The sequence below is a fragment of the Amycolatopsis sp. NPDC034160 genome, assembly GCF_055575355.1.
Window position 1 is genome coordinate 166,573 of the sequence record NZ_JBVISU010000015.1, and the last position, 25,598, is coordinate 192,170.

General features: G+C 68.3%; 17 protein-coding genes and 1 pseudogene. 11 read left to right on the forward strand and 7 right to left on the reverse strand.

The features are described from left to right. The first annotated feature begins 134 nt into the window (after window positions 1-134). The 3 genes from ACZ54P_RS27215 to ACZ54P_RS27225 are packed head-to-tail and all read left to right on the forward strand — an operon-like array spanning window position 135 to window position 9,183. Complete coding sequence (locus tag ACZ54P_RS27215) at window positions 135-1,718, forward strand: (2,3-dihydroxybenzoyl)adenylate synthase (protein WP_465464399.1); 1,584 nt, start codon at window positions 135-137, stop codon at window positions 1,716-1,718. Next, window positions 1,715-2,884 (forward strand): cytochrome P450, encoded by a 1,170-nt coding sequence (locus ACZ54P_RS27220; RefSeq protein ID WP_465464400.1) that lies wholly within the window; start codon window positions 1,715-1,717, stop codon window positions 2,882-2,884. Before ACZ54P_RS27215 ends, ACZ54P_RS27220 begins: the two co-directional genes overlap by 4 nt. Before the next feature lie 14 nt (window positions 2,885-2,898). Continuing rightward, complete coding sequence (locus ACZ54P_RS27225) at window positions 2,899-9,183, forward strand: amino acid adenylation domain-containing protein (RefSeq protein WP_465464401.1); 6,285 nt, start codon at window positions 2,899-2,901, stop codon at window positions 9,181-9,183. Window positions 9,184-9,197: 14 nt separating this feature from the next. On the opposite strand, the gene ACZ54P_RS27230 is transcribed toward ACZ54P_RS27225, so the two are convergent. The 5 genes from ACZ54P_RS27230 to ACZ54P_RS27250 all read right to left on the reverse strand — a co-directional run bounded on the left by ACZ54P_RS27230 (window position 9,198) and on the right by ACZ54P_RS27250 (window position 16,189). Continuing rightward, window positions 9,198-10,790 carry a DHA2 family efflux MFS transporter permease subunit gene (locus tag ACZ54P_RS27230; protein ID WP_465464402.1) on the reverse strand — a complete coding sequence of 531 codons (1,593 nt, stop codon included), beginning with the start codon at window positions 10,788-10,790 and terminating at the stop codon, window positions 9,198-9,200. Between the two features lie 179 nt (window positions 10,791-10,969). Further along, window positions 10,970-12,340 carry a UDP-glucose dehydrogenase family protein gene (locus ACZ54P_RS27235; RefSeq protein ID WP_465464403.1) on the reverse strand — a complete coding sequence of 457 codons (1,371 nt, stop codon included), beginning with the start codon at window positions 12,338-12,340 and terminating at the stop codon, window positions 10,970-10,972. 102 nt (window positions 12,341-12,442) lie between these two features. Then, window positions 12,443-13,633 (reverse strand): hypothetical protein, encoded by a 1,191-nt coding sequence (locus ACZ54P_RS27240; protein WP_465464404.1) that lies wholly within the window; start codon window positions 13,631-13,633, stop codon window positions 12,443-12,445. Then, complete coding sequence (locus ACZ54P_RS27245; protein WP_465464405.1) at window positions 13,630-14,748, reverse strand: Gfo/Idh/MocA family oxidoreductase; 1,119 nt, start codon at window positions 14,746-14,748, stop codon at window positions 13,630-13,632. Before ACZ54P_RS27245 ends, ACZ54P_RS27240 begins: the two co-directional genes overlap by 4 nt. A 1-nt stretch (window position 14,749) precedes the next feature. After that, window positions 14,750-16,189 carry an FAD-binding protein gene (locus ACZ54P_RS27250; RefSeq protein ID WP_465464406.1) on the reverse strand — a complete coding sequence of 480 codons (1,440 nt, stop codon included), beginning with the start codon at window positions 16,187-16,189 and terminating at the stop codon, window positions 14,750-14,752. 602 nt (window positions 16,190-16,791) lie between these two features. On the opposite strand from ACZ54P_RS27250, the gene ACZ54P_RS27255 reads away from it, so the two are divergent. After that, window positions 16,792-17,787 carry a helix-turn-helix domain-containing protein gene (locus ACZ54P_RS27255; RefSeq protein ID WP_465464407.1) on the forward strand — a complete coding sequence of 332 codons (996 nt, stop codon included), beginning with the start codon at window positions 16,792-16,794 and terminating at the stop codon, window positions 17,785-17,787. A 42-nt stretch (window positions 17,788-17,829) separates the two neighbouring features. Then, a pseudogene (locus ACZ54P_RS27260) lies at window positions 17,830-18,078 on the forward strand (phosphopantetheine-binding protein); the annotation flags it as partial. Here the strand turns inward: ACZ54P_RS27260 and ACZ54P_RS27265 are convergent. Then, window positions 18,018-18,455, reverse strand: coding sequence for a VOC family protein (locus ACZ54P_RS27265; protein WP_465464408.1), 438 nt, complete (start codon window positions 18,453-18,455; stop codon window positions 18,018-18,020). The pseudogene ACZ54P_RS27260 and the gene ACZ54P_RS27265 overlap by 61 nt on opposite strands. A gap of 594 nt (window positions 18,456-19,049) precedes the next feature. Here ACZ54P_RS27265 and ACZ54P_RS27270 point away from each other — a divergent pair. Genes ACZ54P_RS27270 through ACZ54P_RS27295 form a run of 6 tightly spaced genes read left to right on the forward strand, consistent with a single transcriptional unit; the run spans window position 19,050 to window position 24,896 of the window. Further along, complete coding sequence (locus ACZ54P_RS27270) at window positions 19,050-19,790, forward strand: class I SAM-dependent methyltransferase (protein WP_465464409.1); 741 nt, start codon at window positions 19,050-19,052, stop codon at window positions 19,788-19,790. After that, on the forward strand, window positions 19,771-20,865 hold the full coding sequence (locus ACZ54P_RS27275; RefSeq protein ID WP_465464410.1) for a FecCD family ABC transporter permease: 1,095 nt from the start codon (window positions 19,771-19,773) through the stop codon (window positions 20,863-20,865). Before ACZ54P_RS27270 ends, ACZ54P_RS27275 begins: the two co-directional genes overlap by 20 nt. Next, window positions 20,865-21,653, forward strand: coding sequence for an ABC transporter ATP-binding protein (locus tag ACZ54P_RS27280; protein ID WP_465464411.1), 789 nt, complete (start codon window positions 20,865-20,867; stop codon window positions 21,651-21,653). Before ACZ54P_RS27275 ends, ACZ54P_RS27280 begins: the two co-directional genes overlap by 1 nt. Next, the gene (locus ACZ54P_RS27285; RefSeq protein WP_465464412.1) at window positions 21,650-22,633 is read left to right on the forward strand and encodes an ABC transporter substrate-binding protein; all 984 of its coding nucleotides are present in this window, start codon (window positions 21,650-21,652) and stop codon (window positions 22,631-22,633) included. Before ACZ54P_RS27280 ends, ACZ54P_RS27285 begins: the two co-directional genes overlap by 4 nt. A gap of 5 nt (window positions 22,634-22,638) precedes the next feature. After that, a complete protein-coding gene (locus ACZ54P_RS27290) occupies window positions 22,639-23,697 on the forward strand; it encodes a cysteine synthase family protein (protein ID WP_465464413.1) in 1,059 nt (352 codons plus the stop codon). Further along, window positions 23,694-24,896 (forward strand): ATP-grasp domain-containing protein, encoded by a 1,203-nt coding sequence (locus ACZ54P_RS27295; RefSeq protein ID WP_465464414.1) that lies wholly within the window; start codon window positions 23,694-23,696, stop codon window positions 24,894-24,896. Before ACZ54P_RS27290 ends, ACZ54P_RS27295 begins: the two co-directional genes overlap by 4 nt. Window positions 24,897-24,951: 55 nt before the next feature. Here the strand turns inward: ACZ54P_RS27295 and ACZ54P_RS27300 are convergent, their stop codons facing one another. Continuing rightward, entirely contained in the window at window positions 24,952-25,545 is a 594-nt protein-coding gene (locus ACZ54P_RS27300; protein WP_465464415.1) for a hypothetical protein, read from the reverse strand. Between the last annotated feature and the right edge of the window lie 53 nt (window positions 25,546-25,598).

The following is a 25,598-nucleotide window of genomic DNA, read 5'->3' on the forward strand; positions in this document are numbered from 1 at the left end:
CTGGGGCCCGGGGAGGTGGGGGGGGAGGTTGGGTGGTGGTGCCGGCTGGCCTCCCGCCCACGAATCGCCACTCACGACCACCCCGGCCCACCCGTCACCGCCACCTACCCACCTAACTCTCCGAAGGACCCCACATGGAAGGTTTCACCGGCTGGCCCGCCGAGTTCGCCGACCGCTACCGCGCCAAGGGGTACTGGCAGGGCCGTCCGCTCGGCTCGATCCTGCCCGACGGCGCCGCGAAGTGGCCGGACCGTGTCGCGCTCGTCGACGGCGACCGTAAGTGGACTTATCGACAATTGACCGACTGGTCCGCGCAAGTGGCGGGCGGGCTTTACACCAGGGGCATCGGCCGCGGTGACCGGGTCCTGGTCCACCTGCCGAACTTCGCCGAGTTCGTGGCGTTGGTCTTCGGCCTGTTCCGGGTCGGGGCCGTCCCCGTACTGGCCCTTCCGCCGCATCGGGAAACGGAGATCACCCACCTGGCCGCCCTCTCGGAAGCGGTCGCCTATGTCGCGCCGGACGTCCACGGCGGCTTCGACCATCGCCGGCTCGCGCGGAAACTGACCGGGGTAGAGCACGTGTTCATCGTCGGGGAGCCGCAGGAGTTCACGTCGTTTTCGGAGCTGGCCCATGAGGCCACCGTGGACATGCCCGAGCCGGACCCCGGCGAGGTGGCGGTCCTCCTGCTGTCGGGCGGGACCACCGGACTGCCCAAGCTGATCCCGCGCACCCACGACGACTACCACTACAACCTGCGTGCCAGCGCCGAAGCGGCCGGATTCGACGGTGAGACCCGGTATCTCGCCGCGTTGCCCGCCGCGCACAACTTCGCCTTCGCCTGCCCGGGCGTCCTCGGCACACTCTGGGCGGGCGGCACGGTGGTGCTGACCACGACGGCCGATCCCGAGACGACCTTCGGGTTGATCGAGCGCGCGCAGATCACCGCCACCGCGCTCGTACCGCCGCTGGTGCTGGTCTGGCTGGACGCGGCGGAAGAGAGCGGCGCGGGGCTGACCAGCCTGCGGCTGGTGCAGGCGGGCGGCGCCCGGCTCAAGGACGAGGCCGCTCGCCGGGTCCGCACTGGCCTGGGGTGTGTGCTCCAGCAGGTGTACGGGATGGCCGAGGGACTGCTCAACTACACCGGTCTCGACGATCCCCAAGAGCTGGTCACCGGCACCCAGGGGCGTCCGCTCAGCCCGGACGACGAGGTCCGCGTGGTCGATCGGGACGGGAACCCGGTCGCCGACGGCGAGCTCGGTGAGCTGCTGGTCCGCGGCCCGTACACGATCCGCGGCTACTACCGGGCCGCCGAGCACAACAAGAAGTCGTTCACCGAGGACGGTTTCTACCGGTCCGGTGACCTCGTCCGGCGGCTGCCCGGCGGCGAACTCGTCGTCGAGGGGCGCGTGAAGGACGTGATCAACCGGGGCGGCGACAAGGTCCCGGTCGAAGAGGTCGAGAACCTGCTGTCGACCCACCCCGGCGTGCACGACGTCGCGATCGTCGGCGTCCCCGACGACGTGATGGGCGAACGCACCTGCGCCTTCGTCATCCCCAAGGACACCCCGCCCACCAGGCGCGATCTCGTCGCGCATCTGACCGGACTCGGCGTGGCCGCGTTCAAGATCCCCGACAAGGTCCGCGTCGTCGAGTCCTTCCCGCGCACCGGCCTCGGCAAGGTCGACCGCGGCGCGCTCGGGCAGGAAGTCCACTCATGACGCCGTTCGACTATCCCTTCAACTCCTTCACCGGGCTCGAACTCGCGGACGGCTACACCGACGCGCGCGGACGACCGGGACTGACCAGGGTGAAACTGCCGCTGGGCGAACCTGCCTGGCTGGTGACCCGGTACGAGGAGGCCAAGCAGGTCCTCGCCGACCGTCGCTTCAGCCGGGCGGAAGCCCACCGGCGTGACGCGCCGCGCGCGCTTTCCCGTATCCCCGGCGGGATCGTGACCATGGACCCGCCGGAACTGACGAGGATTCGAGGGCTGGCGGTGAAGACGTTCACCCCGCGGCGCGCCGAACGGCTGCGGCCGCACGTCCGGCGGCTGGCGAACGAACTGATCGACCTGATGGTGGACGTCGGCGCGCCCGCGGATCTGGTCAAGGACTTCTCCCTGCCTATCCCGACTTCGGTGATCTGCGAACTGCTCGGGGTACCGGCGCGCGATCACGAAAGATTCCGGCTGTGGAACGACGCCCTGCTCGCCACCGACCTCCCACCAGAGGAGGTACAACGCAATCTCGACGAGCTGGCGGGTTACTTCACGCGGCTCGTCGTGCGGCGCCGGGAAGAACCGGCCGAGGACCTGATCTCGGCGCTGGTCGAGGCGTGCGACGCCGACGACGAACTGTCCGAAAAGGACCTCATACTGCTCTGTGTCGCGTTGCTCGTCGCCGGATACGAGGCGACGGCGTCGCAGATCCCGAACTTCCTCCACATCCTGCTCCGGAACCCGGAGCAGCTCGCGCGGCTGCGCGCCGATCCGCGGCTGATCCCGGACGCGGTGGAGGAACTGCTCAGGTTCGTCCCGCTGGCATCGAGCGCGATGTTCGCGCATTACCCGTCCGAGGACGTCGAAGTCGGGGAAACGCTGGTACGCCGGGGAGAGCCGGTGCTCGTGTCGATCGGCGCGGCCAATCGGGACGCCGCGCGTTTCGCCGGGCCGGAAGAGCTCGACCTGGACCGGAACGCCCACGGGCATCTGGCCTTCGGCTACGGGATTCACCACTGCGTCGGCGCGCCGCTCGGCCGGATCGAACTGCAGGAAGCCTTGCACGCCTTGCTGACCCGGCTGCCGGGGCTTCGGCAGGCCGGCGAAATCGAATGGAAGACCGCGACGTTCTTCCGCGGGCCGCTGACCATGCCCGTCACCTGGTGAGAAAGGACTTCTCCTTGTCTAACGAAGATCTGCGCGGGCAGGTCGCCGAACTGCTCGAACTGGACGAGATCGGCGCCGACGACAACCTGATCGAGCTGGGGATGGACTCGATCACGATGATGCGGCTGGCCGGCGGCTGGCGGAAGGCCGGGAAGAAGGTCAAGTTCGCCGACCTGGTGACCACGCCGACCCTTTCGGCGTGGGAAAAACTTCTCGCCGACGAGACCTCTGAGCCTGAACCGGCAGCCCGGTCCACTGTGGACGAGTCGGCCGACTTCCCGCTGGCGCTGATGCAGCACGCGTACTGGGTCGGCCGGGAACCGGGCCAGCGGCTCGGCGGTGTCGCGGCGCACTTCTACCACGAGTTCGACGGCGTCGGCGTCGAGCCGGACCGGCTGGAACCGGCGGTGCGTGCCGTGCTCGCGCGGCACGGGATGCTGCGCGTGGTGATCAACGACGACGGCACCCAGCGCATCGCCGAACCGGGTGGCTGGCCGGGTTTGCGGGTCCACGACTTCCGCGAGGCCACCGACCTGTCCGTGCTGGACGAGCTGCGTGATCGGCTTTCCCATCGGCAGCTGGACATCGGCGCGGGCGAGGTCTTCGACGTCCAGTTGTCGCTGCTGCCGGAAGGCCGCACGCGCACGCACGTCAACCTCGACATGGTCGCGGCCGACGCGCTGAGCCTGCGGGTCCTGCTCGCCGACCTCGCCCGTGCCTACCGGGGCGAGCCGTTGCCGCCGCTGGAGTACAGCTACCCGCGTTACCTGGCCGAACGCCGCCGGACGGGAGCCGGGGCGGGATACTGGCAGGACCGGTTGCCGAACCTGCCCGGCGCCCCGCAGTTGCCGGTCGCGGGACAGCTCGGTGAGACCGCCCGGGTGACCCGCCACCACCGGAAGCTCACCGCGGACGATGTCCGGACGCTGGAGAACAGCGCCCGGCGGCACGGTCTGACCACCGCCATGGCATTGGCCGCGGTGTTCGCCGAGACACTGACGGCGTGGAGCGCCGAGCCCCGGTTCCTGCTCAACCTGCCGCTGTTCGACCGCGATCCGCTGCACGCGGACGTCGACGCGCTCGTCGGCGACTTCACCTCGTCGGTCCTGCTGGAATGGGACGGGAGCGTGCCGGGCACCTTCGCCGAACGCGCGCGGCGGCTGCAGGACCGGTTCCACACCGACGTCGCCTACACCGGCTACTCGGGTGTCGAGGTACTGCGCGAGCTTTCGCGGGCGCACGGGGAACAGGTGCTGGCGCCGGTGGTCTACACGAGCGCGCTCGGGCTGGGTGAGTTGTTCTCCCGCGAAGTCCGCGAGTGTTTCGGTGACGCCGTCTGGATCATCTCGCAGGGCCCGCAGGTCTGGCTGGACGCGCAGGTCACCGAACTCGACGGCGGTCTGCTGGTGAACTGGGACGTCCGCGAGGACGCGTTCGTCGCCGGGGTGCCGCAGGCGATGTTCGACGCCTACGGCCGGTTGCTCGACCGGCTGCTGGCCGGTTCCGAAGCCTGGTCGGAGCCGGTACCGCCGCTGTTGCCGTCGTCCCAGACCGAAGTGCGCGCGGTCGCCAACGACACCACGGTCGACCGGCCCGCGCACACGCTGCACGAACCGTTCTTCTCACTCGCGGGGGCGAATCCCGGTGCCCCGGCGTTGCTGTGGGAGACCGACGGAGTCATGAGTTATGGCGAGCTTTCCTCGCGGGCGCTGGAGGTCGCGGGGCAGCTGCGTTCGTGCGGAGTCGAGGCCGGCGACCTCGTGGCGGTGTCGCTGCCCAAGGGGCCGGAGCAGGTCGTCGCGGTGCTCGGGGTGCTCGCCGCCGGCTGCGCGTATGTGCCGATCGGTGTCGACCAGCCGCCCGCGCGCCGTGAACGCATTCTTTCCTCGGCGGGTGTCCGGTTCGTGCTCGATTCGCTCCCGTCGGCCGGGGCACCTTTGGCGAGACCGGAGTCCGGGACCGAACTGGCGTATGTCATCTACACCTCCGGCTCGACCGGGGAGCCGAAGGGCGTCGAAATCTCGCATCGCGCCGCGGTGAACACGATCGACGACCTCAACGCCCGCTTCGAAATCGGTGCGGAGGATCGCACGCTGGCGCTGTCCGCGCTGGAATTCGACCTCTCCGTGTACGACATCTTCGGTCCGCTGTCGGTGGGTGGCGCGGTGATCTGTCCGCGCGACACCGGCCGCCGAGACGCGACCGTCTGGGCTGAGCTGGCGCGGCGGCATCACGCGACGGTGCTCAACTGCGTTCCCGCGCTGCTGGACATGCTGATGCTGGTGACCGACGAAGTGCCGCTGCGAGTGGTGCTGCTCGGCGGCGACCGCGTCACCACGGATCTCCCCGGCAGACTCGCCGCCCGCGCGCCGGGTTGCCGGTTCGCCGGCCTCGGTGGAACGACGGAGACCGCGATCCACTCGACGGTGCTCGAAGTCGAGACCGTCGATCCACAGTGGACCTGCGTTCCGTATGGGACACCGTTGGACAACGTCGTCTGCCGCGTGGTGGACGGCCTCGGCCGGGACCGGCCGGACTGGGTCCCCGGCGAGCTGTGGATCGGCGGCGCCGGCGTCGCGCTCGGCTACCGGGGAGATCCGCACCGCACGGCGGATCGTTTCGCCGAGGTCGACGGCACGCGCTGGTATCGCACGGGCGACCTCGCCCGGTACCTGCCGGACGGCACGCTCGACTTCCTCGGCCGTGCCGATCACCAGGTCAAGCTTCGCGGCCACCGGATCGAGCTGGGTGAGATCGAAGCCGCGGTGACCGAACATGAGGAGGTGTCCCAAGCCGTCGCGGTCGTGACCGAGGACCGGCGACTGGCCGTCGCGGTGATCGGTGCGCCGGATGGGCTCTCGGAGTTCCTCGTGTCCCGGCTGCCCGCGCCGATGCTGCCGGACGTCGTCGTCGCGCTCGACGCTTTTCCCCTCACCGCCAACGGAAAGATCGACCGCTCGGCGTTGCGGCGGATGCTGGCCGAACATCGCGACGAGCGTCCGGTCACGGCGCCGGACGGCGAGATCGAACGACTGGTCGCCGCCGCCTGGGCCGAGATCCTGCCCGTGTCCGAAATCGGCCGCGAACACGATTTCTTCGCGTTGGGCGGAGATTCGCTGTTGGCCACTCGGCTGATCGGCAGACTGCGCTCCGACGGACTGACCGGAGTCTCACTGAGCGCGTTGTTCGCAGCCCCTGTCCTCGCGGACTTCGCGGCGTCGCTCGAACTTGACAAGTCTATTGTGGACAGAGGCGTACTGGTCGCGGACCCGGAGAACCGGCACGAACCGTTCCCGCCGACCCCGGTGCAGCGCGCCTACTGGCTCGGCCGGGACAGCGGGTTCACCCTCGGCGGTATCGGCTGTCATTTCTATCGCGAGTACGACGTCGACGACCTCGACGTCCCCCGGCTGGAGATCGCGCTCGACAAGCTGATCCGGCGGCACGAAATGCTCCGCGCGGTCTTCGACGAGCACGGTGATCAGCGGATCCTGCCGGAAGTGCCGTGGCTGCCCGTGGAAGTCACCGAGGAGCCGCCCGAAGCAGTGCGGGAGTCTTTGTCGCATCAGGTATTCGACCCGTCTTCCTGGCCGCTCTTCACGGTTCGCGGGGTACGGCAAGGTACCCGGACCAGGCTCGCGATCGGCATGGACAACCTGGTTCTCGACGCGTTGAGCATCCTGACCTTCTACACCGAACTCTCCGCCCTGTACGAGAACCCGGACGTCGAGCTGCCGCCTGTCGACATGTCGTTCCGGGACTATGTTCTCTCCACCCCGCCGCCGTCCGAGGCCGCGGAACGCTATTGGCGCGAGCGACTGCCGACCCTGCCGCCCGCGCCACAGTTGCCACTGGCGAAAGAACCGGCCGAGGTCGGCGTTCCGCGCTTCAGCCGTCGCGCCGCCGTCATCGAAGCAAGCCGGTGGACGAGGATCACGGACCAGGCGCGCGAGCACGGCGTGACCCCGTCCGCGGTGCTGCTGAGCGCGTTCTCCGAGGTGGTCGGCAGGTGGAGCGCCCGCGCCGACCTCACCCTGAACCTCACGCTGTTCGACCGCCGCGAGGTGCACCCGGACATCGGCCGGGTGATGGGCGACTTCACGTCGCTCCTGCTCGTCGGCTACCGGCCCGAACGCGGTGACGGCTGGCTGGATCGCGTCCGCCGCGTGCAGGAGGAACTGTGGACGGCGTTGGACCATCGCGACGTCTCGGCGGTGCACCTGCGCCGGGAACTCGCGCGGACCACCGGCGATCCCGAGGTCGTCATGCCGGTGGTGTTCACGAGCGCGCTCGGCTTCGCCACGGCCGATGCCGACGGGCTGTTCGCCGACGAGGTCTGGGGTGTTTCGCAGACGCCGCAGGTCTGGCTCGACCACCAGGTCACCGAGGTCGACGGCGGGATCGCGATCAACTGGGACGCCGTCGACGAACTGTTCCCGCCGGGGCTGCTCGACGCGATGTTCGAGGCATACCTGAAGCTGATCGGCCTGCTGGTGACCGAGGACTGGCGTGCCCCGGCGGCGGATCTGCTGCCCGCCGCGCAGGCGTCGGTGCGGGCGGCGGTCAACGCCACGGAAGGCCCGCTGCCGGATCGTGCCCTGCACGCCGACTTCTACCGGCTGGCCGCCTCGGACCCCGGCCGGGTCGCACTGGTGGGGAGCTTGACGTACGGCGAACTCGCGGAACGCTCTCTGCGCATGGCGTCCGCACTGCTCGCCCAGGGCGCGAAACCCGGCGACCGGATCGCGGTCGTCCTGCCGAAGGGCCCGGAGCAGATCGTCGCCGTGCTCGGTGTGCTCGCCGCGGGCTGCGCGTACGTGCCGATCGGCGTCGACCAGCCGCCCGCGAGGCGCAACCGCATCCTGAAACTGGCGGGTGCCCGGCTGGCGATCACCGACGACACATCCCGGGCGGGTACGGCCGTCGCCGTCGTGCCGACGGCCGCGATGTCCTTCGTGCCGCTCTCCACCCCGGCGAGTCCCGACCCCGACGAGCTGGCGTACGTGATCTTCACGTCGGGCTCGACCGGCGAGCCGAAGGGTGTCGAAATCACCCATCGGGCGGCGTTGAACACCATCGACGACATCAACGCACGCTTCGACGTCGGCCAGGACGACCGGGTGCTCGCGGTATCCGCGCTGGACTTCGACCTGTCGGTGTACGACGTCTTCGGCCTGCTGTCGGCGGGTGGCGCCATCGTCACGATCGACGAGGACGCCCGCCGCGACGCGCGGCGCTGGCACGAGCTGGTGACCGAGCACGGGGTGACGATCTGGAACACCGTGCCCGCGCTACTGGACATGCTGCTGGTCGTGGCGCCTTCGGTGCCTTCGCTACGGCTCGTGCTGGTCTCCGGTGACTGGGTCGGCCTCGATCTGCCCGGCCGGGCGGGCGACCTCAGGTTCGTCGCGTTGGGCGGGGCGACCGAGGCGTCGATCTGGTCGAACTTCACCGAGGTGACCGACGTCGATCCGGACTGGCGATCCGTTCCGTACGGGAAACCGTTGCGCAACCAGGCTTTCCGCGTGGTCGACGACCTCGGCCGCGACTGCCCGGACTGGGTGCCCGGCGAACTGTGGATCGGCGGCGCCGGGGTCGCCCGTGGCTATCGCGGCGCCCCGGACCTGACCGCCGACCGGTTCGTCGAGTTCGGCGGCGCGCGCTGGTACCGGACCGGTGACCTCGGCCGATACTGGCCGGACGGCACCCTGGAGTTCCTGGGACGGCGGGATCAGCAGGTGAAGATCCGCGGCTACCGCATCGAACTGGGCGAGGTCGAGGCCGTGCTGCTCGAAGCCCCCGGCGTCACGCAAGCCGTCGCCGCCGTCCACGGCACGGGCGCGGACCGGCGGCTGGTCGCGGCCATCACCGGCGAGTCCGATGTGGACGGTGTGCTCGCCGACGCCGCCACCCGGTTGCCCGCGCACATGGTCCCGGACCGGCTCGTGGTGGTGGACCGGATCCCGCTGAGTGTCAACGGAAAACTCGATCGGACTGCCGTGGCTTCGCTGGCGGCACCGGCTCCGGTCGAGGCCACGGAGATGCCACAGGGTGAGTGGGAACTGGCCGTGGCCAGGCTGTGGCGGGAGTTGTTGGAGGTGGAGACCGTCGGAAGGCGGCAGAATTTCTTCACGCTCGGTGGGGACAGTCTGCGGGCGACCCGGATGCTGGAGACGGTGCGACAGCGATACGACGTCGTGCTGCCGCTACGGTCGCTGTTCGCGGCACCGACGGTGGAGGGCGTCGCTCGGGAGCTGGCGGCTCTGGTGCCGGAGGAGTCGGAGGAAGGGAGCCTCTGAGTCCGCGGCCGCGTTCAGCGGGCGAACTGCGGTGCGCCGACCACACGGACGACCGATCGGCGCATGACGGCCGAGCACAGCAATCCGAGGAGCAACGCGCCGATCGGGAGCAGGAAGGCGGTCACCACCGCGTCCGTCAGCGCGGCGTGGGTGATCTGCGGGGCGAGCTCCTGTGCCTGAGCGGGCAGGTCCGCCGCGAGCACGGGAGGCTCGCCGCCGAATTCGGCGGCGGCGCCCGCGGCCCCGGCCTCTCCGGTGAAGCCGTCGACGAACCGTTGCCGGAATTCGACGGGCAGCGCGGCCGCCGCCTCGTTCGCCCTCTCCGTCATCGAGGCGCCGGTCCGTGCTTGCAACAGCACGCCGACACCCGCGCTGCCCAGCACCCCGCCGACCTGCCGTGCGGTGTTGAAGATGCCGGACGCACTGCCGATCAGTGGACGCTCGACCGAGTTGATGGTCACGCTGCTCATCGGGGAGAAGATGAATCCGACACCCAGACCGCACAACAGCAACCCGGGGATCAGGGCAGGCGGCGAACTCGCCGGGATGATCACCAGCGAGAGGAGACCGAGGCCGCCGCACAGCGAGAGCAACCCGAACATCAACAGGAACTTGGGGTGCATCCGGTCCGACAACCGGCCGGCGAACGGCGCGAGGGCTCCGGAAGTCAGTGCCAGTGGCGCGGTGAGCAGGCCGGCGTCGGTGGGGGACAGGCCGAGTACCGATTGGACGTAGATGACCAGCAGCAGAAGGGTGCTGGTCATCGCGAACCCGACCAGCACCGCGGTGGTGGCGCCCAGTGAGAAGTCGCGGTTGTGGAAGATCCGCAACGGCAGCAGCGGTTCACGGCGATTGACGCGTTGCCACAGTACGAAACCGCCCAGCAGCAGAAGACCTGCGCCGATGATGTCGAAGACGGAGATTCCCGCGAAGACCGTCCCCCAGGCGTAGTTCTGTCCATTTTGGATACCGAAGACGACGCAGACCAGACCGGTGCCGAAGAGGAGGATGCCGGGAAGATCGAAGCGGTGCGAGTTTTTCGGTTGCCAGTCGGGGACGAGGACGACGGTGAGGGCCAGCGTGATCAGCCCGATCGGAACGTTCGCGAAAAAGATCCACTCCCAGCCGAGCTGGTCGACGAGCACGCCGCCGAGCACCGGGCCGGTGATCATGGCCAGGCCCGCGACACTGCCCCAGGCGCCCATCGCCGGACCGCGTTTGTCCGGCGGGAACAGATGCGTGATGAAGGCCGTCGTCTGCGGGGTCATCAGCGCGGCGCCGAGGCCCTGCACCGCGCGGGCGGCGATCAGCGTCTCCACGGTGCCGGAGAGCCCGCACCACAGTGATGCCCCGGTGAACACCACGAGCCCGGCGACGAAGACGCGTTTCGGCCCGAGCCGGTCACCCAGTCTGCTGGCAGGCAGGATGGGCACCGCGTAGGCGAGCAGGTACACGCTGGTCACCCAGATCACCGCGGTCAATTCGGTGCCGAGTTCGCGCACCATCGAAGGCACCGCGCTGTTCACGATGGTCATGTCCAGCATGACCATGAAGAAACCCAGGCACAGTGCGAAAAGCGCGGACCAGGGCCGGGTTCGTTTCGTCATGGGTCTTCCTTTTCGGGACAAGGCGGCGGAACGCGTGTATCGGTGCGGGTTCGTGGTCCGTGAAGGCCTCCTTCCCTACGCTCAAGGTAGGGAAGGAGGCCTTCACGGACTTTCCTGGCTTGGGGCTCCGGTAATGGCGCTTGACCGTGAATAGCCCGAATCGCCACTCGCGACCCGGGTCAGCCCGCCTGCCCGACCATGTCACCGGTCCGCGACAGGAGCGCCCTCGCCCCGTCCTGTGCCGCCCCCGGCCGACCGATGCCCTGGTACGAAAGACCCGTCCGCGCGACGGTGAGCGGGTCCAGGAGATTCCGGGTGTCGATGACGGACCGGCCGTCGAGCCGGTCGGCGATGCGCGTCCAGTCGAGAGCGCGAAACTCGGGCCACTCGGTGAGCAGCACGATCGCCGCCGCGCCGTTCGCCGCGTGGTAGGCGGTTCCCGTGATCCGTACACCGTCGGTCACGCCCGGCACCGGGCCGTGGACAGTGGGGTCGTAGCCCGCCAGTTCCGCGCCTTCGGCGGCGAGCCGTTCGGCGACCGCCAACGCCGGGGAGTCCCGCAGGTCATCCGTTCCGGCCTTGAACGTCAACCCGAGCAGACCGATCCGCGCGCCTGCCAGGTCACCGCCGACCGCCTTGCGCACCTTGTCGATCACCAGCTCGTACTGCTTCTGGTTGGTTTCGATCGCCGCGCGCAGTACGGCGAAATCGCTACCGGCCGACACCGCGGTGTGCAGCAGCGCGACGGTGTCCTTCGGCAGGCAGGAACCACCCCAGCCCGGGCCGGGACGCAGGAACGAGTTGCCGATCCGTTCGTCGTAGCCCATCCCCCTCGTCACGTCGTCGATACTCGCGTCGAGGTACTCGCACAATTCGGCGACGGTGTTCACAAAGGACAGACGCGTCGCGAGATAGCAGTTGGCCGCGTACTTGATCATCTCCGCGCTCGCGGAATCGGTCACCAGCACGGCCGTGTCGAGCTTTTCGTACAGGTCGGCGACCCGCTGGGCGGAGACCGGGTCACGATCGGCCGAGCCGACCACGATGCGGTCGGGATTCAGGAAGTCGTGGACCGCGGACCCTTCGCGCAGGAATTCCGGATTGGACACGACGGCCACGTCCGCCCGGTCGATCAGACCCGCGACGCGAGCCGCCGTGCCGACCGGGACCGTCGACTTGTTCACCACGACGCATCCGGGCGTCAGCAGGTCGCGCAACTCGGTGACGACGGATTCCAGCATCGTCAGGTCCGCCGCGCCGGTGGCGCTCATCGGCGTCGGCACGCAGAGGATCACGATGCCTGCCTCGGCCACCGCCGCGCTCGCGCCGAGCACGAAGTCCAGCCTGCCGGACGCCAGCCCCTCCACCACCAGCTCGCAGATACCGGGCTCCCTGATGGTCGCCTCCCCCCGGCGTAAGGCATCGACTTTTTCCTGGTCGACATCCGCGCAGACGACCTGATGCCCCAACGACGAGAGGCAAGCGGCCGTGGTCAGCCCGACATAGCCCGCGCCGATGACGGCCACTTTGGCCTCGAACAGTGCACTCATTCCCTCAACCCTCCAGTTTTCGATGGCGCCGGGCAGGGCGAAGTCGCCCTGCCCGGCGCCATCGAGAAATACGGTTTCGTGTGCCGGTGAACCGGTCGTGCGCTACTTGGCGTGCGGAATCGCCCGAATCCCCTGGTACGGGGTTTCCTTGCCGAGGTAGTCCACCGTTTCGAACAGGCCGATCGCGTCCATCGGATACCGGGCGCCCGCCTCCGCCGCGAAGATGCACGGAAGGATCTGCTTGCGCTCCGAGGCGGCGGCTTGATTGCTCTTGCGGATGTGCTTGTGGGTGTGGATCAGGATGGGCATGTAGCCACCACCGAGGAACGAACCCGACTGCAGCACCGCTCCGCCGACACAGTCGATCACGCAGCCCTTGCCGAGAATCGCGTCGCGCCCCTGGTAGTAGTAGGAGGGAGTGGCGAGCGTGCCGTGCTCCACATGGAACACGCCGGCCGCGAGGCCGATGATCGAGCGGCCGCCAGTCCGCAGCACCGAACGGTAGAAGTCGACCAGGATCGGCCGCACGGTCGTGTCCGGAAGCGCGAACTCCCCGCACATCAGCGTGATGCGCATCAATTCCGCCAGCGTGAGATTGGTGCCGTTCTCACCGGGGAACTCCTGGTCCCATGGCACCAGGTAATCCGACGGTGCCACCATGCTCGTCCCGACGTCCTCGAGGATCAGCCGTTCCGCCTCACCGGCAGGCTCCGTCACCTCGACCCCGTTTCCGAGGATCCGTCCGGCGAGCAGGTACCGGCTCTCCAGCGTTTTCGCCCGGCTGGCGGCGATCAGGATGTTGAGCCTGCCGGTCACCGTGTCCGGGATGTCGAAGAGGTGGTCGATGCCGTCGGTGGGGACGCTGATCTTCGCCTGCAGTCCGCGGGTGGGAAGCGGCTCGTAGGAGTCCACGACCTCCTTGAGCGCGGCGGCGAACTCGCCCGTTCCGACCTGGAGGAGTTTCTCCGCGGCCAGCGCCCGGTAGTCGAAGGGGATGGAGGTCGACGTCGACAGCACGACGTCGGCGAGCAGGGCGCGATACCGGTCGTCGTCCAGGGACGCGGCGGCCAGTTCCAGGGACAGGTACGGGGAATCGTCGCCGGGTCCGTGGACCCAGCTCGCGGTGTAGGGAGCCTCGAATCGGCACGCCTGCGCGAACAACGCGCGAGCGGCGTCATCGTTCTTGATCTGACTCGTCACCTGCGTCACGGCGGCTTCGCGGTCCGAGACTTCGGCCAGCATGTCCTTGGCCGGTCGCAGCAGCGTCGAAAGGTCGTCAATGGTTCGCGTCATGCTTCGCTCCCAATTCGTGCGAATTTCTCGTCGTCTACCTGACGGTCGAGGTGATCGGTTTCCGTTTTGCGGGGAAAGGTGCCGGTGAACATGGCCGAACCCAGTGCCGCCAGGAACCGGTGTTCGGCTGGCCGCATCGCCGTGGTGCCCTCGTCAATGCGGTGCAACAGATCGAGCTGGGTCAGAAGTGCCTCCTCGAAATGGTTGACGGTGATCACGAAATGGCGCGCCGATACCGTTTTCCGAAGAGAGACGGCATTTCGGACGTGGACGGCGTGCAGGTTCTTGTAGTCGAGATCCGAGCCGAAGAGCGGCTCGAAGACCAAGGTGACGTGTCGGCCGGAGCCGAGTGCCACGTCCGCGAAGCGATAACGGAACTCGGAGCCGTAAGGGATGGTCGCGGGGGCGATGTAGTCCCTCGACACGTCCGCGGGGAACGCGAAGCCTGCCAGCTCGGGAAAGGCGATGGCGCCGGTCGACGACGTGTAGAGCTCGACCTCCGGCAGTACGGCGGTCGACGTCCGTACGCGCATTTCCGCCGTCACCGACGTCGGTACCGCGCGCAGATAGCTTCGGTACTGATCGGACGGCAGGATCGAGCGCAGGATACTCAACATGTGGAAGCCCTCGTAGCCCGCCTCGCCGTACTGGGTGTCGACGAATCTGCCGTTCGCGACGTCGAATTCCCGGTTCTTGGTGAATTCGATGGTGACCTTTTTGATCGGGTCGAACTCGCCGAGTGTCCGCACGACCGCCGAGAACCGCTGGACGGCTTCGCTGTGGGAGTACACGTCGTTGACGATGATCCGAGCGTGCGGAGCACGCTGGACCGTCCTCAATAGACTTTCGAGCTCGTCCGGGTAGCAGGCCGGTTTCTCGAGCAGGATGCGCGCGTCCGCCTGGTGCCGCAGGATCTCGTCGACCACCGAAAGGTGCGTTGCCGTCGGGGTGGCGACCACCCAGGCGTCGACCTCCGAGGGTGCGGGAACGCGGCTCACTCGGTCCAGGTCGGCGCCGTTCCTGGTGTCCACGGTGGTGATCCGGTGGCCTGCCCGCCGGTAACACGCGGCGTACAGCGACCCGATCTTGCCGAGTCCGACGATCACGATCTTCATTTCATGCAACGACGTTGCCGACACGCGTCTTCCCTCCCCGCGTCCGAAAGGAGTGCGCGGCGGCGGCCGAGCCCGCCGCCCGGCCCAACACGGCACCCGCCATCAGGCCGGTGCCGCCCGGATATCCCTGGTCGTAAAGGCCGCCGACGATCACGCCCGCCGCGTAGAGGCCGTCGATCGGGTCACCGCCGCCGCGCACCTCGGCGTTCGTGGTCACGGACAGCCCGCCGTAGGTGAAGGTCAACCCGCAGACCACCGGTACGAACAGGAACGGAGGCGTGTCGAGGCGCTTCGGCCCCGGGCCGGAGTTCAGCCGCTGGATCTCGGAGGTCAGGTTCACGGCGTCGATACCGAGTCGCCGGGCGCCTTCTTCGATCGAGGAGACGACCACCGACGCCGGGTCGCCGAGGTAACCGTCCGGGAGACTGCCCGCCGCGACGACCTTGTCGTCGAAGATCTGGAAGGCGATCCTCCCCGGCTGCTCCTGGATCTTCTGCCCCAGCGAGACGTAGGTGAGGTTGCTGTAGCCGGATTCGTCGAAGAAGCGACGCCCTTCGCGGTTGACCACGACGCCCAGTGGAAAGGCATACCTGGTCAGGCCATGCGATTTGTGCATCTGCCCCGGCAGCATGTGCTCGGGCAGGTTGATGCCCTGTGGCGTGGTGTGGCACTTTTCCCAGTTCCCCGCGGTGTCGGCGCCGAGCTCGACGGCGGCCGCCAGCGGAACGCCTTCGTTGAACGGAATTCCTCGCAGCTTCACGTCACGCCATTCCTCGCCGAGGTGGCGTTCGCGCAGCCGGGTGTTCGCCTCGAAGCCCGCCGATGCCAGTACCAGCGCGTCGGCAAGCATGGGGAACGCGGATCCCGAGCCATGGAGCAGATACCGGTCGTCGGCGGTCTTTTCGAAGCCGGTGACCGCGCTGTCGTAGCCGACGGTTCCGCCGAGCCGTTCGAACCGGGCGAAGTTCCGGTCCTGCAGGCTCTGGCCGCCGCCGTCGAGGACGATCGGCACATCACCGGGCAGCGGGGTGGGTCTCGGTGCCCAGCGCTGGCCGAAGTCGCGCATCCAGGTGATCGTGTCCTCGGAACGACGGACGATCGAGTCGATGAGCGCGACGTCCACCTGATCGCCGGATACCCGCAGCCAGTCGTCGAGGTACTGCTCGTTCGTGTATTCCGACCGGCCGTCGAGTATCTCTTCGACTCGGTTCTTGTCCGCCTCCCGAAGCAGACTTGCGATGAATGGGCTGCCCTGCCAGGAGAAACGCATGGTCTTGGTCAAGGAACTGTTCCCGCCACGCAGCCGCCTCGGCGCGGATTCGAGGACGGTGACGGAGGTCGCGCCCGCCTGCAGCGCCGCTATCCCGGCACAGAGGCCCGCGTTACCCGCTCCGACGACGACGACCTGTCTTTCGGCCACATCACTTTGCCCGTTAGCCATCAACAACGCTCCCCATAGTCCGGTGTTCGCCATTTCTTGCTTGCCCGAGTTCGACCGGGACAGAGTCGTCGCAGTAGTCGGCAGGCCCGATGAGTAGCGGTGCCCGAGCCGGTACGGTCGTCAGGACACCGTTGTCTGCGAACTGCTGGTAGCTGCCGGGATCGCAGCTTCTTCTCCTCGCGTGTGCTTTCAGACGCGGCGCACGAGGATGCGTCCCCAGGATCAGTCGACAGGCCGTGCCGGCCTGGCTGACCGTTCCCCCCGACACCGGGCGACGACGCGCGTCGCTCGGCTCAGATCAAGATTTCAGCGGATGCCTTCCGAGGTGAACCGGGTGTTTCCGCCGGATTCACCGTCCCCCTTGACGATCAGCCCGCGGGTTCTTCTCGTTTGCTCACTTTCGGTGCCCGGGATTTCCCGGGCCTCCCCCAGCGCGGTCGGTGTGGGACCGACAGACGTCAGCCTGACTTCCTGACCAGCGCGTGGGCAACCTTCGGGTAGTTCGGGCTTGTTCGAAACCGTTCGGGCACGCCCGAACAGCAGTGTCCGACGCTGCTGAATGGCGGTATCGCCGCTCAGATCGCCTCAGTCAATCTAGAGCGATGATCGTTCAAGAGGGGGGCGACGACGGGGAGTCGCCGACAGCAGTTCAACCACCGGACTCAGGTGCTTCACCGGCTGAGTTCACGGCGGCACTGCGCGTATTGAGAACGTGGTCCGGACTGACTTATCGGCAGTTGTCCGGAAGGGCGAACGAACTTGGGGGAGCGCTCCCAGCGAGCACGGTCGCGACCACTCTCGGCCGCACCACTTTGCCCCGCGAGTCGTTCGTCGAAGCGTTCACTCGCGCGTGCGGGCTCGATGACGAACAGGTGCGGCGATGGCTCGACGCCAGGACGAGGATCGCGATGGGAGAACCGCCACGGTCCGAAGAACGGCCCGCCGACGACGAGGAGGTGGAGGTTGTCGCGGCACCGGAACCCACACCGGGGCGCTGGCGAGCGCCGCTGATCGTGGTGGTGATCGTGAGTGTGGCCCTCGTCGGGGCGCTGGGCTATTTGACCCTTCCTTTCGGCGCATCGCCGGAGAACAAGGTCCAGGCCACCGTTCCGGGGCTCGACCTCCGGGAAATCGGCAGCTGGGCACAGATCCGCCCGGCCCGGTCTCCCGAGTTCTGCCTCGCCGAAGGGAAGGACCGGACCCAGCTCTACTCCGGCACCATCGTCGCCCAGCAACCTTGCGGGGAAGCCGCCTCGCCCCGCGTGTTCATCGACCCTGTCGGCGAAGAAAACGCCGTGCAGATCCAGTGGCACCATCCGGAGACCGGCGTCGGCTGCCTCACCGTCGTGAACGAAGGAATGGGGCACGACCTGGTCGAACCCCGGGACGACTGCGGCGACGACAGCGTGGACCAGTTGTTCGTCATCAGCCCGGCCGGTCCGCTGGACGCGGCTCCTTTCGTCATCCGTCCCCTCGGTACGACGCAGTGCCTCGGCCTGCGTGATCTGGATACCACCGCGGGGACCGAGATTGTTCGTGAACGGTGCTCCGACGCGCCTGACCAGAAGTTCTTCATCGATCTGATCCCGCCGCCGTGATCACTCCACGAGAAAGGCAGGAACTCCGGGAACCAGAACTTCTTCACGCTCGGTGGGGACAGTCTGCGGGCGACCCGGATGCTGGAGACGGTGCGACAGCGATACGACGTCGTGCTGCCGCTACGGTCGCTGTTCGCGGCACCGACGGTGGAGGGCGTCGCTCGGGAGCTGGCGGCCTTGGTGCCGGAGGAGTCGGAGGAAAGAGCCTCTGACCCCTCCGGCCTGATCGATCAGTTCTTTTTCAGCTCCTCGGCGAGCATCACGATGATGCCGCTGGGACCGCGGACGTAGGTGAGCTTGTAGACGTCCTCGTAGTTGGCCACGCCGCGAAGCGGATGACATCCGTGTTTCGCGGCTATCTCAAGGGCTTTGTCGATGTCGTCGACCGAGAAGGCGACGCGGTGCATGCCGATCTCGTTGGGGCGAGTGGGCTCCGTCTCGATCGCGTCGGGGTGGATGTACTCGAAGAGCTCAAGGCGGCTGTGCCCATCTGGCGTCTGGAGCATCGCGATGTTGGCGTGGTTGCCGTCAAGACCGACGGCGGTGTCGGTCCACTCGCCGCTGACCGTGTCGCGGCCGACGACCGTGAGCCCGAGGTCGGTGAAAAAGGAGATGGCTGCTTCGAGGTCGTGAACGGTGATGCCGACGTTCTCAAGTTTGATGGGCATGTGTGGCATGTTAGCGAGCAGGGCCGATCGGCCGAATGCCGTTGATGCTGAAGGCAAATCGGCCTCCAGTCGTGTCGTCGACCCAGAGCCGCGCTTGGATTGGTCCCTGCGGGCCCAGGTGGTCTCTGAGCATGGCGAAGGGCCCGTCGCCGGTGTGGCTGATGCGGCGTCAGGCGGCGCCACGACGTAGCCCAGTTATTGAGGGGTAGTCAAAGGTGGCGCGGCCGACGCCCTCGGCAAGGGGGTATTCACGTTACCGGGCGTGGGGAAGGTGGGTCAGGAGCCGATCAGGTCCCCAAGGTCGCATTGGAGACAGTCGCTCGTGTCGCGAAAGCCACTTTGGGGACACCACATGTCCGGAAAGTGGCTTTCGCGACAGGTGGGAACGCCGCTGGCCAGCGTCGAAGCCGGACTTCCAACACTTACAGGGGGCCTTCAGGACACGCCACGTCCCAGCCCACCGACAGTCGTGCACGTAGCGTGGCCAACCCCCCTCCCGTGATCACTCCACGAGAAAGGTAGGAACTCCGGGAACCGAGGACGACTTCTCGACGACTTGTGGGGCTGAATCATGCGGCCGGCGAGCGGAGAGAGATGCACTGGTACGAGGACGACGACCTGTGGATCGGCTTCGCGGACGTGATGTTCCCGCCCCGCCGGGCCGAAGAGGCCGAACGCCTGACGGCCACCTCACCGCTGATCGAAGTCACCGACGGCATGAAGGTGCTCGATCTGGCCTGCGGTCCGGCGATGCACGTCGTGCCGCTGGCGAGGAAGGGTGCCGACGTGACCGGTGTCGACCTCAGCCCGGCCATGCTCGAACGCGCGCGTGAAGCCTGCGAAAGCGCGGGAGTCACCGCGAAGCTGATCCAGGCCGACATGCTGGAGTACGTCGAGCCGGGCGCGTACGACCTGATCATCAACATGTACACGTCGTTCGGCTACTTCACCGAACCCGGCGACAACCTCACGGTGCTGCGCAACGCCTTCACCAGCCTCGCGCCCGGCGGCAGGCTCTTGATCGACGTGCTCGGCAAGGAGGTGCTGGCCGGCTGGGTCGGCCGCCCCCAAGCGGTCGACATCGACGGCGGGACGGTGTTCATGCGCGACACCATTCTCGACGACTGGACCCGCCTCAGGACCGACTGGACGCTGGTCCGGGGCGGCGAAGCCAAGCAGGCGTCGATCCTGTCCTTTCTCTACAGCGCCGCGGAACTGAAGGCGCTGTTCGAGACGGCGGGCTTCACCGGTGTCGAGTGCTTCGGTGACTTCGACGGCTCGGCGTACGACGACCGCGCGCGCCGCCTGATCGTGCGTGGTGAACGTGCGGGCTGAGCCTCTCCGCCTCTTCGCGGAGCCCGACGACGAGACCGTCCGTCCGCTCCGGCTCACCGGACCGGTGATCCTGCTGTCGGCGGCGCTCCTGCTCTCCCTGATCGCGGGCATCGCGCTCGGCCCGACCAACGTCGCCCTTCCGGATGTGCTGCGTTACCTGGGAAAAGCGATCGTTGGCGGCACCATTTCCGGGGACGAGGTCACCGGGTACTCGATCGTCTGGCAGGTCCGTACCCCGCGCGTGCTGCTCGCGGCCGTGGTCGGCGCGGGACTCGCGGTGGTCGGGGTCGCGGTACAGGCGCTGGTGCGCAACGCCCTCGCCGACCCGTTCGTCCTCGGGATCTCCTCCGGCGCTTCGGTCGGTGCCGCCGCGGTCGTGGTGTTCGGCCTGTTCGCCGGGCTCGGCGTGCTGGCGCTGTCGACGGCGGCGTTCCTCGGGGCACTGGGCGCGACAGCGCTGGTCTACCTCGCCGCCCGCGGCAAATTCGGGCTGACGCCGTTGCGTCTCGTGCTCACCGGGGTCGCGCTCACCTACGCCTTCCAGGCGGTGATGAGCGTGCTCGTCTACCTCTCGCCGAACGGTCAGGCCGCGCAGACCGTTCTGTTCTGGCTGCTCGGCAGCCTCGGCTCGGCGACCTGGGCGTCCTTGCCGTTGGCGGCGCTCGGGGTGGCCGTCGCGATCGTGGTCCTGCTGCGCTACGGCACCGCGCTCGACGTCCTCTCCATGGGTGACGAGACCGCGATGAGCCTCGGCACCGACGCGGCCGCGTTGCGCCGCTGGCTCTTCCTGCTCACCGCGATCGTCACCGGGTTGCTGGTGGCGGTGAGCGGCTCGATCGGCTTCGTCGGACTGGTCCTGCCGCATGTGGTGCGGATGGTCGCCGGTTCGGGGCACCGCCGCGTGCTCGCGCTCGCGCCGCTGGTCGGCGCGGTCTTCCTGGTGTGGGTCGATCTGCTGGCCCGCACCCTCGTCGCGCCGGAGGAACTGCCGCTCGGCGTGATCACCGCGCTGATCGGGGTCCCGGTGTTCCTCGTGGTGATGCGGCGCCGCGGCTACGCGTTCGGGGGCCGCTGATGTTGTCGCTGCGTGAACTGTCGGTCGAGGTCGCCGGGTCGAGGTTGATCCGCGCGTTGAACCTGGACGTCGGCGCGGGCGAGGTCGTTGGCCTGCTCGGGCCCAACGGCAGTGGCAAGTCGACCGCGTTGCGCTGTGTCTACCGGGCCTTGACGCCGTCCGGTGGCGCGGTCTTGATCGACGGCGCCGACCTCGCGGAGCAGGGCCTGCGCGACACCGCCCGCCGGATCGCCGCGCTCACCCAGGACAGCCGCGCGGACCTGGACTTCACCGTCGAGGAGGTCGTCGCGCTCGGCCGGTCGCCGCATCAGCGCGGCAATCTCCGGCTCTCGGCCCGCGAACGCGTGTTGTGCCGGGAAGCGTTGCGACGCCTGGACATCACCCACCTCGCCCAGCGCAGCGTGCTGACGCTTTCGGGTGGCGAGCGTCAGCGGGCTTTGGTGGCGAGGGCGCTCGTCCAGGAACCCGAAGTGCTGGTCCTCGACGAGCCGACCAACCATCTCGACGTCCGCCACCAGGTGGAACTGCTGAAGTTCCTGCGTGACTGCGGGCTCACCGTGCTCGTGGCGCTGCACGACCTGAACCTCGCCGCCGCTGTCTGTCACCGGATCGCGTTACTACGCGACGGATCCCTCGCCGCCTGCGGCACCCCGGCCGAAGTGCTCACGCCCGAAACGGTCCGCGCGGTGTTCGGCGTAGAGGTCACCCAGGTGACCCATCCCGTGACCGGTGCGCTCCACCTGCTTTACGACCTTCCCGCCGAAGAAACCGAGGGGATCTCACGATGAAGCCGTCCAGGGTGGCCGTGCTCTTCGCCGCGGCACTGCTTTTGAGCGCCTGCGGTGCCCAGGTCGAAGCCGGACCGGCCGCGTCCGCTCAGACCACGGTGACCAACTGCGGCGCGCAGGTCACCTTCCCGGCGCCGCAGCGTCCGGTGGCCTACGACGTCTCCGGTGCCGAAAAGATGTTCGCGCTCGGGCTGGCCGGCCGGATGCGGGGTTACGTGATGAACTCGCTCGGCGACCCGTCGATCGCCGGATCACCGTGGAAGGACGACTACGGGCGGGTCGAGCGGCTCGGCACCTCGCGGGTCACGCGCGAGATCCTCGTCAATGCCAAGGCGGACTGGGTGATCGCGGGCTGGAATTCGGGGTTCAGCGAGGAGCGCGGGATCACCCCGAAGCTGCTCGACCAGGTCGGCATCCGCAGCTATCTGCACACCGAGACCTGCTGGGAATACCCGACCGCGAAGGCCGAGGTGACTCCGCTGGAGGCGCTCTACACCGATCTGCGCAACCTCGGCGACATCTTCGGTGTCCGCCAGCGGGCCGATGAACTGGTCGCGGAACTCAAGGGACGCTTCGACAAGGTCCGCGCCGGAGCGCCGAAAACGCCGCCCGCCAAGGTATTCGTTTATGACTCCGGTACCGACCAGCCCTTCACCTCCGGGAAACACGCGGCTCCCAACGACATCATCGACGCGGCGGGCGGTACGAACGTCTTCCGCGACCTCGCGGACGGTTGGGGCAGCGTCGGCTGGGAAGCGGTGGTGAAGGCCGAGCCCGAGGTGATCGTCGTGGTGGACTACGCCGACCAGCCGGCACAGGACAAGATCGCGTTCATCAAATCGGCGCCACAGCTGAAGAACACGCCGGCGGTGCGGGACAACCGGTTCCACGTCATTTCCTACGGCGACCTCGTGAGCGGCCCGCGCAACGCGCGAGGCGCCGAGTCGCTGGCCGCCTACCTGCGGTCGATCGGCCGGTGAACGCGATGCCCGTCGAGACGGTCCCGCTGGTCCACGAGCACGTCACGGACGCGATCAAGACCCCGGCGCTGATCCGGCTCAGGCCCAACCTCGTCCTCCTCCGGTTCGAAACCCTCAAGGTCTACGCGGCGCTCGGCGCGGTCCGCTCGCTGCTCGCCGACGGCGTCGTCCGAAAAGGACAGACGCTGATCGACAGTTCGAGCGGGATCTACGCGCTCGCGCTGGCGATGGCCTGTCACCGCCACGGTCTGCGCTGCCACATCGTCGCGTCCACCACCGTCGATCTCACCATGCGTGCGCAGCTGGAGATCCTGGGCGCGACCGTGGACCAGATGCCGCCGTCGGAGGACCTCCGGCTCGACCAGCGCCGCCGCGTCGCGCGCGTGCACGAACTGCTGGAGCGCCATCCGGACATGCACTGGATGCGCCAGTACCACGATCCCGTGCACTACCTGGGCTATGGCGAGGTCGCCGATCTCGTCGCCCGCGCGTTGCCGTCCGGGCCGCTCGCCGTCGTCGGCAGCGTCGGCACCGGCGCCTCGACCGGCGGGATCGCGCGGTCGCTGCGCGAACGCGATCCGGACGTCCGCCTGACCGGGGTCCAGCCGTTCGGCAGCGTCACCTTCGGCAGCGAACGGTTCACCGATCCGGACGCGATCATCGCGGGGATCGGCTCGGCCATCCCGTTCGACAACGTCGATCACGAACTGTACGACCGGGTCCACTGGCTGAACTTCGTGCACGCGATGGCCGCGACCATCGGCCTGATGCGCGAACACGCCGTGTTCGCCGGGCTCTCCACCGGGGCGGCGTATCTCGTCGCGGGCTGGGAGGCCGCCCGGAATCCGGATAGGACCCACGTCGTGATCGGCGCCGACACCGGACATCGTTACACGACAAGGGTCTTCGCCCGGCATCGGGAGGCACTCGACCCGGCGGGGCTCGCGCCGCGCGAAATCGCGTCACTGGACGACCTGGCACCGCCGTGGGCGGCCATGGACTGGCGCCGCCGCCGATTCGGCATACCCACACAACCGCTGTACGGGAAGGAGCGGGCGTCATGAGCGTCGTCCTGTTGGAAGCCCTCACCTTCGGCCTCGGCAGGCTGGCCGACGCGGCGGCGGAAGCCGGGCGGAGGCTGGTGCTGTTCACCGGGAACCGGGACATCTACCGCTACGAACTCGGCACGCTCGCGCCGGGCCGGGTCGAGGTCGTCGACATCGACACCGCCGACATCGCGGCCTGCGAGGCCGCGTTGCGTGCCATCCCGGACCTCGCCGGGATCATCAACTCGACCGACACCTGGGCACTGCCGGGCGCGGAACTCACCGCCCGGCTCGGTTTGCCCGGCCCCGACGCGGCGGCCGTCCGCGTGCTGCGGGACAAGGGCGCGGTGCGCGATCTGCTGTACGAACACGGGCTCACCCGCGGCCGTCCGGTGCCGGTCATGGTCGCCGAAGAACTCGGGTTTCCGTTGGTGGTCAAGGATTCCTCGGGAACATCGTCACGGGGAGTGTGGCTCGTCCGTGACGCGGACGAACTGGAGCGAGCCAGGCTGGAAGCGAAGGACACACCGCTCAAGGGACATCTGATCGCCGAGCCCTATTTCGCCGGGCCGCTGTACAGCGCGGAAACCGTCACCTGGCAAGGACGGACCCGGCTGCTCGGGATCCTGTCCCGTCAGCTGTCGCCGGAACCCGCGCGCCGCGAGGAGGCCGCCGCTTTCCCGGTGGCCTTCCCGGACACCGAGCAGGCCGAACTGGCCGACTGGATCGGCCAGGTGCTCAAGGCCACCGGACACGAACAGGGCTTCGCGCACACCGAATTCGTCCTCACCGCCGACGGGCCGGAGGTCGTCGAGATCAACATCCGGATCGGCGGGGCGATGCTCGGTGAGGCGCTGTGCCGATCCTTGGGCACCAACGTCTATTCCGCGATGATCTCCATGGCGCTGGGCGAGGAACCCGCGTTGCTCACCCAGGAAGTCGGTGGGGGACCCGGGATCGGATTCGTACTGGCCTATCCGGCCGTGGAAGGGGTGCTGAAGGGTTGGTCTGGGCTCGACAGGCTGCCCGGCCTCCCGGGCGCGCCGGAGTGGTATCCGACGGCGAGCCCCGGCGACGAGATCCGGTACCTCACGGATCAGCGGTCCTGCACCGGGATCGTGCTGGCCGAGGGGCCGACGGCGGAACTCGCGCTGCATCGCGCGCTCGCCGCGGCGGGCGGGATCACGCCGGAGATCGATCCTCGAGCGGTCCGCTGAACATCCATGGCGGACTGGATGCCGGGCGGCCGATGGTGATGCCGCCCGGCGGAGTTCAGGCGGGAACGCACTTCTTGGCGGCCGCGGCGGCCGCCGCCAGTTCCGGTGTCTCGAGTTTGAGCGTGGGCAGCAGTTCCAGGCTTTCCGAGAGCGGCTTCTGGGTGGCGTCCATCGCCTGGATCGCCGCGTCCATGGCCGCTTGGCCGCCGGACTTCTCCAGCCGCTGCTTCCCGGCGGCCGCCGCGTCCCTCGCCGCGGTGTATCGGTCCACAAGGGACTTTCTCACCGCGTCGCCGTCGGGAATCGGCGACGGGGGCAGCGCGGCCAGATCGTCGACAGCCTTGCCCGCGAATCCCGCGCGGATCCCGAGTTCTTCCTTTAGCGACCCGCGGGTCACCTCGGTGCCCGACCGCTGTTTGGTCGCGTAGTCGTTGCTGGTCTTCAGATAGCCGTATACCGCGCCGCACACTCCATCGAGCCACGCGACGGTCTTGGTGTCCGGGGCGCCTGGCGAAGCCGGTACCGATACCGCGGCCGAGGACGGCGGCGTGACGGTGACCGTCGCGGGTGCCGGTGGCGGCTCCCCGGCACAGGCCGCCGTCGCGAACAGGGCTCCCACCAGGGAAACAAGCAGCAGTTTCGTCTTCATCGAATCTCCCCTCTCGCGTGAACACGTCACGGAGGGGCTGGAGGTTGCCAGGC

What these genes read in the sequence shown, in the direction of transcription:
- ACZ54P_RS27280 (WP_465464411.1), top strand. Translation starts at nt 20,865, where the DNA reads ATGTTGTCGCTGCGTGAACTGTCGGTCGAGGTCGCCGGGTCGAGGTTG.
- ACZ54P_RS27300 (WP_465464415.1), bottom strand. Translation starts at nt 25,545, where the DNA reads ATGAAGACGAAACTGCTGCTTGTTTCCCTGGTGGGAGCCCTGTTCGCG.
- ACZ54P_RS27240 (WP_465464404.1), bottom strand. Translation starts at nt 13,633, where the DNA reads ATGACGCGAACCATTGACGACCTTTCGACGCTGCTGCGACCGGCCAAG.
- ACZ54P_RS27270 (WP_465464409.1), top strand. Translation starts at nt 19,050, where the DNA reads ATGCACTGGTACGAGGACGACGACCTGTGGATCGGCTTCGCGGACGTG.
- ACZ54P_RS27255 (WP_465464407.1), top strand. Translation starts at nt 16,792, where the DNA reads ATGATCGTTCAAGAGGGGGGCGACGACGGGGAGTCGCCGACAGCAGTT.
- ACZ54P_RS27215 (WP_465464399.1), top strand. Translation starts at nt 135, where the DNA reads ATGGAAGGTTTCACCGGCTGGCCCGCCGAGTTCGCCGACCGCTACCGC.
- ACZ54P_RS27285 (WP_465464412.1), top strand. Translation starts at nt 21,650, where the DNA reads ATGAAGCCGTCCAGGGTGGCCGTGCTCTTCGCCGCGGCACTGCTTTTG.
- ACZ54P_RS27235 (WP_465464403.1), bottom strand. Translation starts at nt 12,340, where the DNA reads ATGAGTGCACTGTTCGAGGCCAAAGTGGCCGTCATCGGCGCGGGCTAT.
- ACZ54P_RS27265 (WP_465464408.1), bottom strand. Translation starts at nt 18,455, where the DNA reads ATGCCCATCAAACTTGAGAACGTCGGCATCACCGTTCACGACCTCGAA.
- ACZ54P_RS27295 (WP_465464414.1), top strand. Translation starts at nt 23,694, where the DNA reads ATGAGCGTCGTCCTGTTGGAAGCCCTCACCTTCGGCCTCGGCAGGCTG.
- ACZ54P_RS27230 (WP_465464402.1), bottom strand. Translation starts at nt 10,790, where the DNA reads ATGACGAAACGAACCCGGCCCTGGTCCGCGCTTTTCGCACTGTGCCTG.
- ACZ54P_RS27220 (WP_465464400.1), top strand. Translation starts at nt 1,715, where the DNA reads ATGACGCCGTTCGACTATCCCTTCAACTCCTTCACCGGGCTCGAACTC.
- ACZ54P_RS27245 (WP_465464405.1), bottom strand. Translation starts at nt 14,748, where the DNA reads ATGAAGATCGTGATCGTCGGACTCGGCAAGATCGGGTCGCTGTACGCC.
- ACZ54P_RS27290 (WP_465464413.1), top strand. Translation starts at nt 22,639, where the DNA reads ATGCCCGTCGAGACGGTCCCGCTGGTCCACGAGCACGTCACGGACGCG.
- ACZ54P_RS27250 (WP_465464406.1), bottom strand. Translation starts at nt 16,189, where the DNA reads ATGGCTAACGGGCAAAGTGATGTGGCCGAAAGACAGGTCGTCGTCGTC.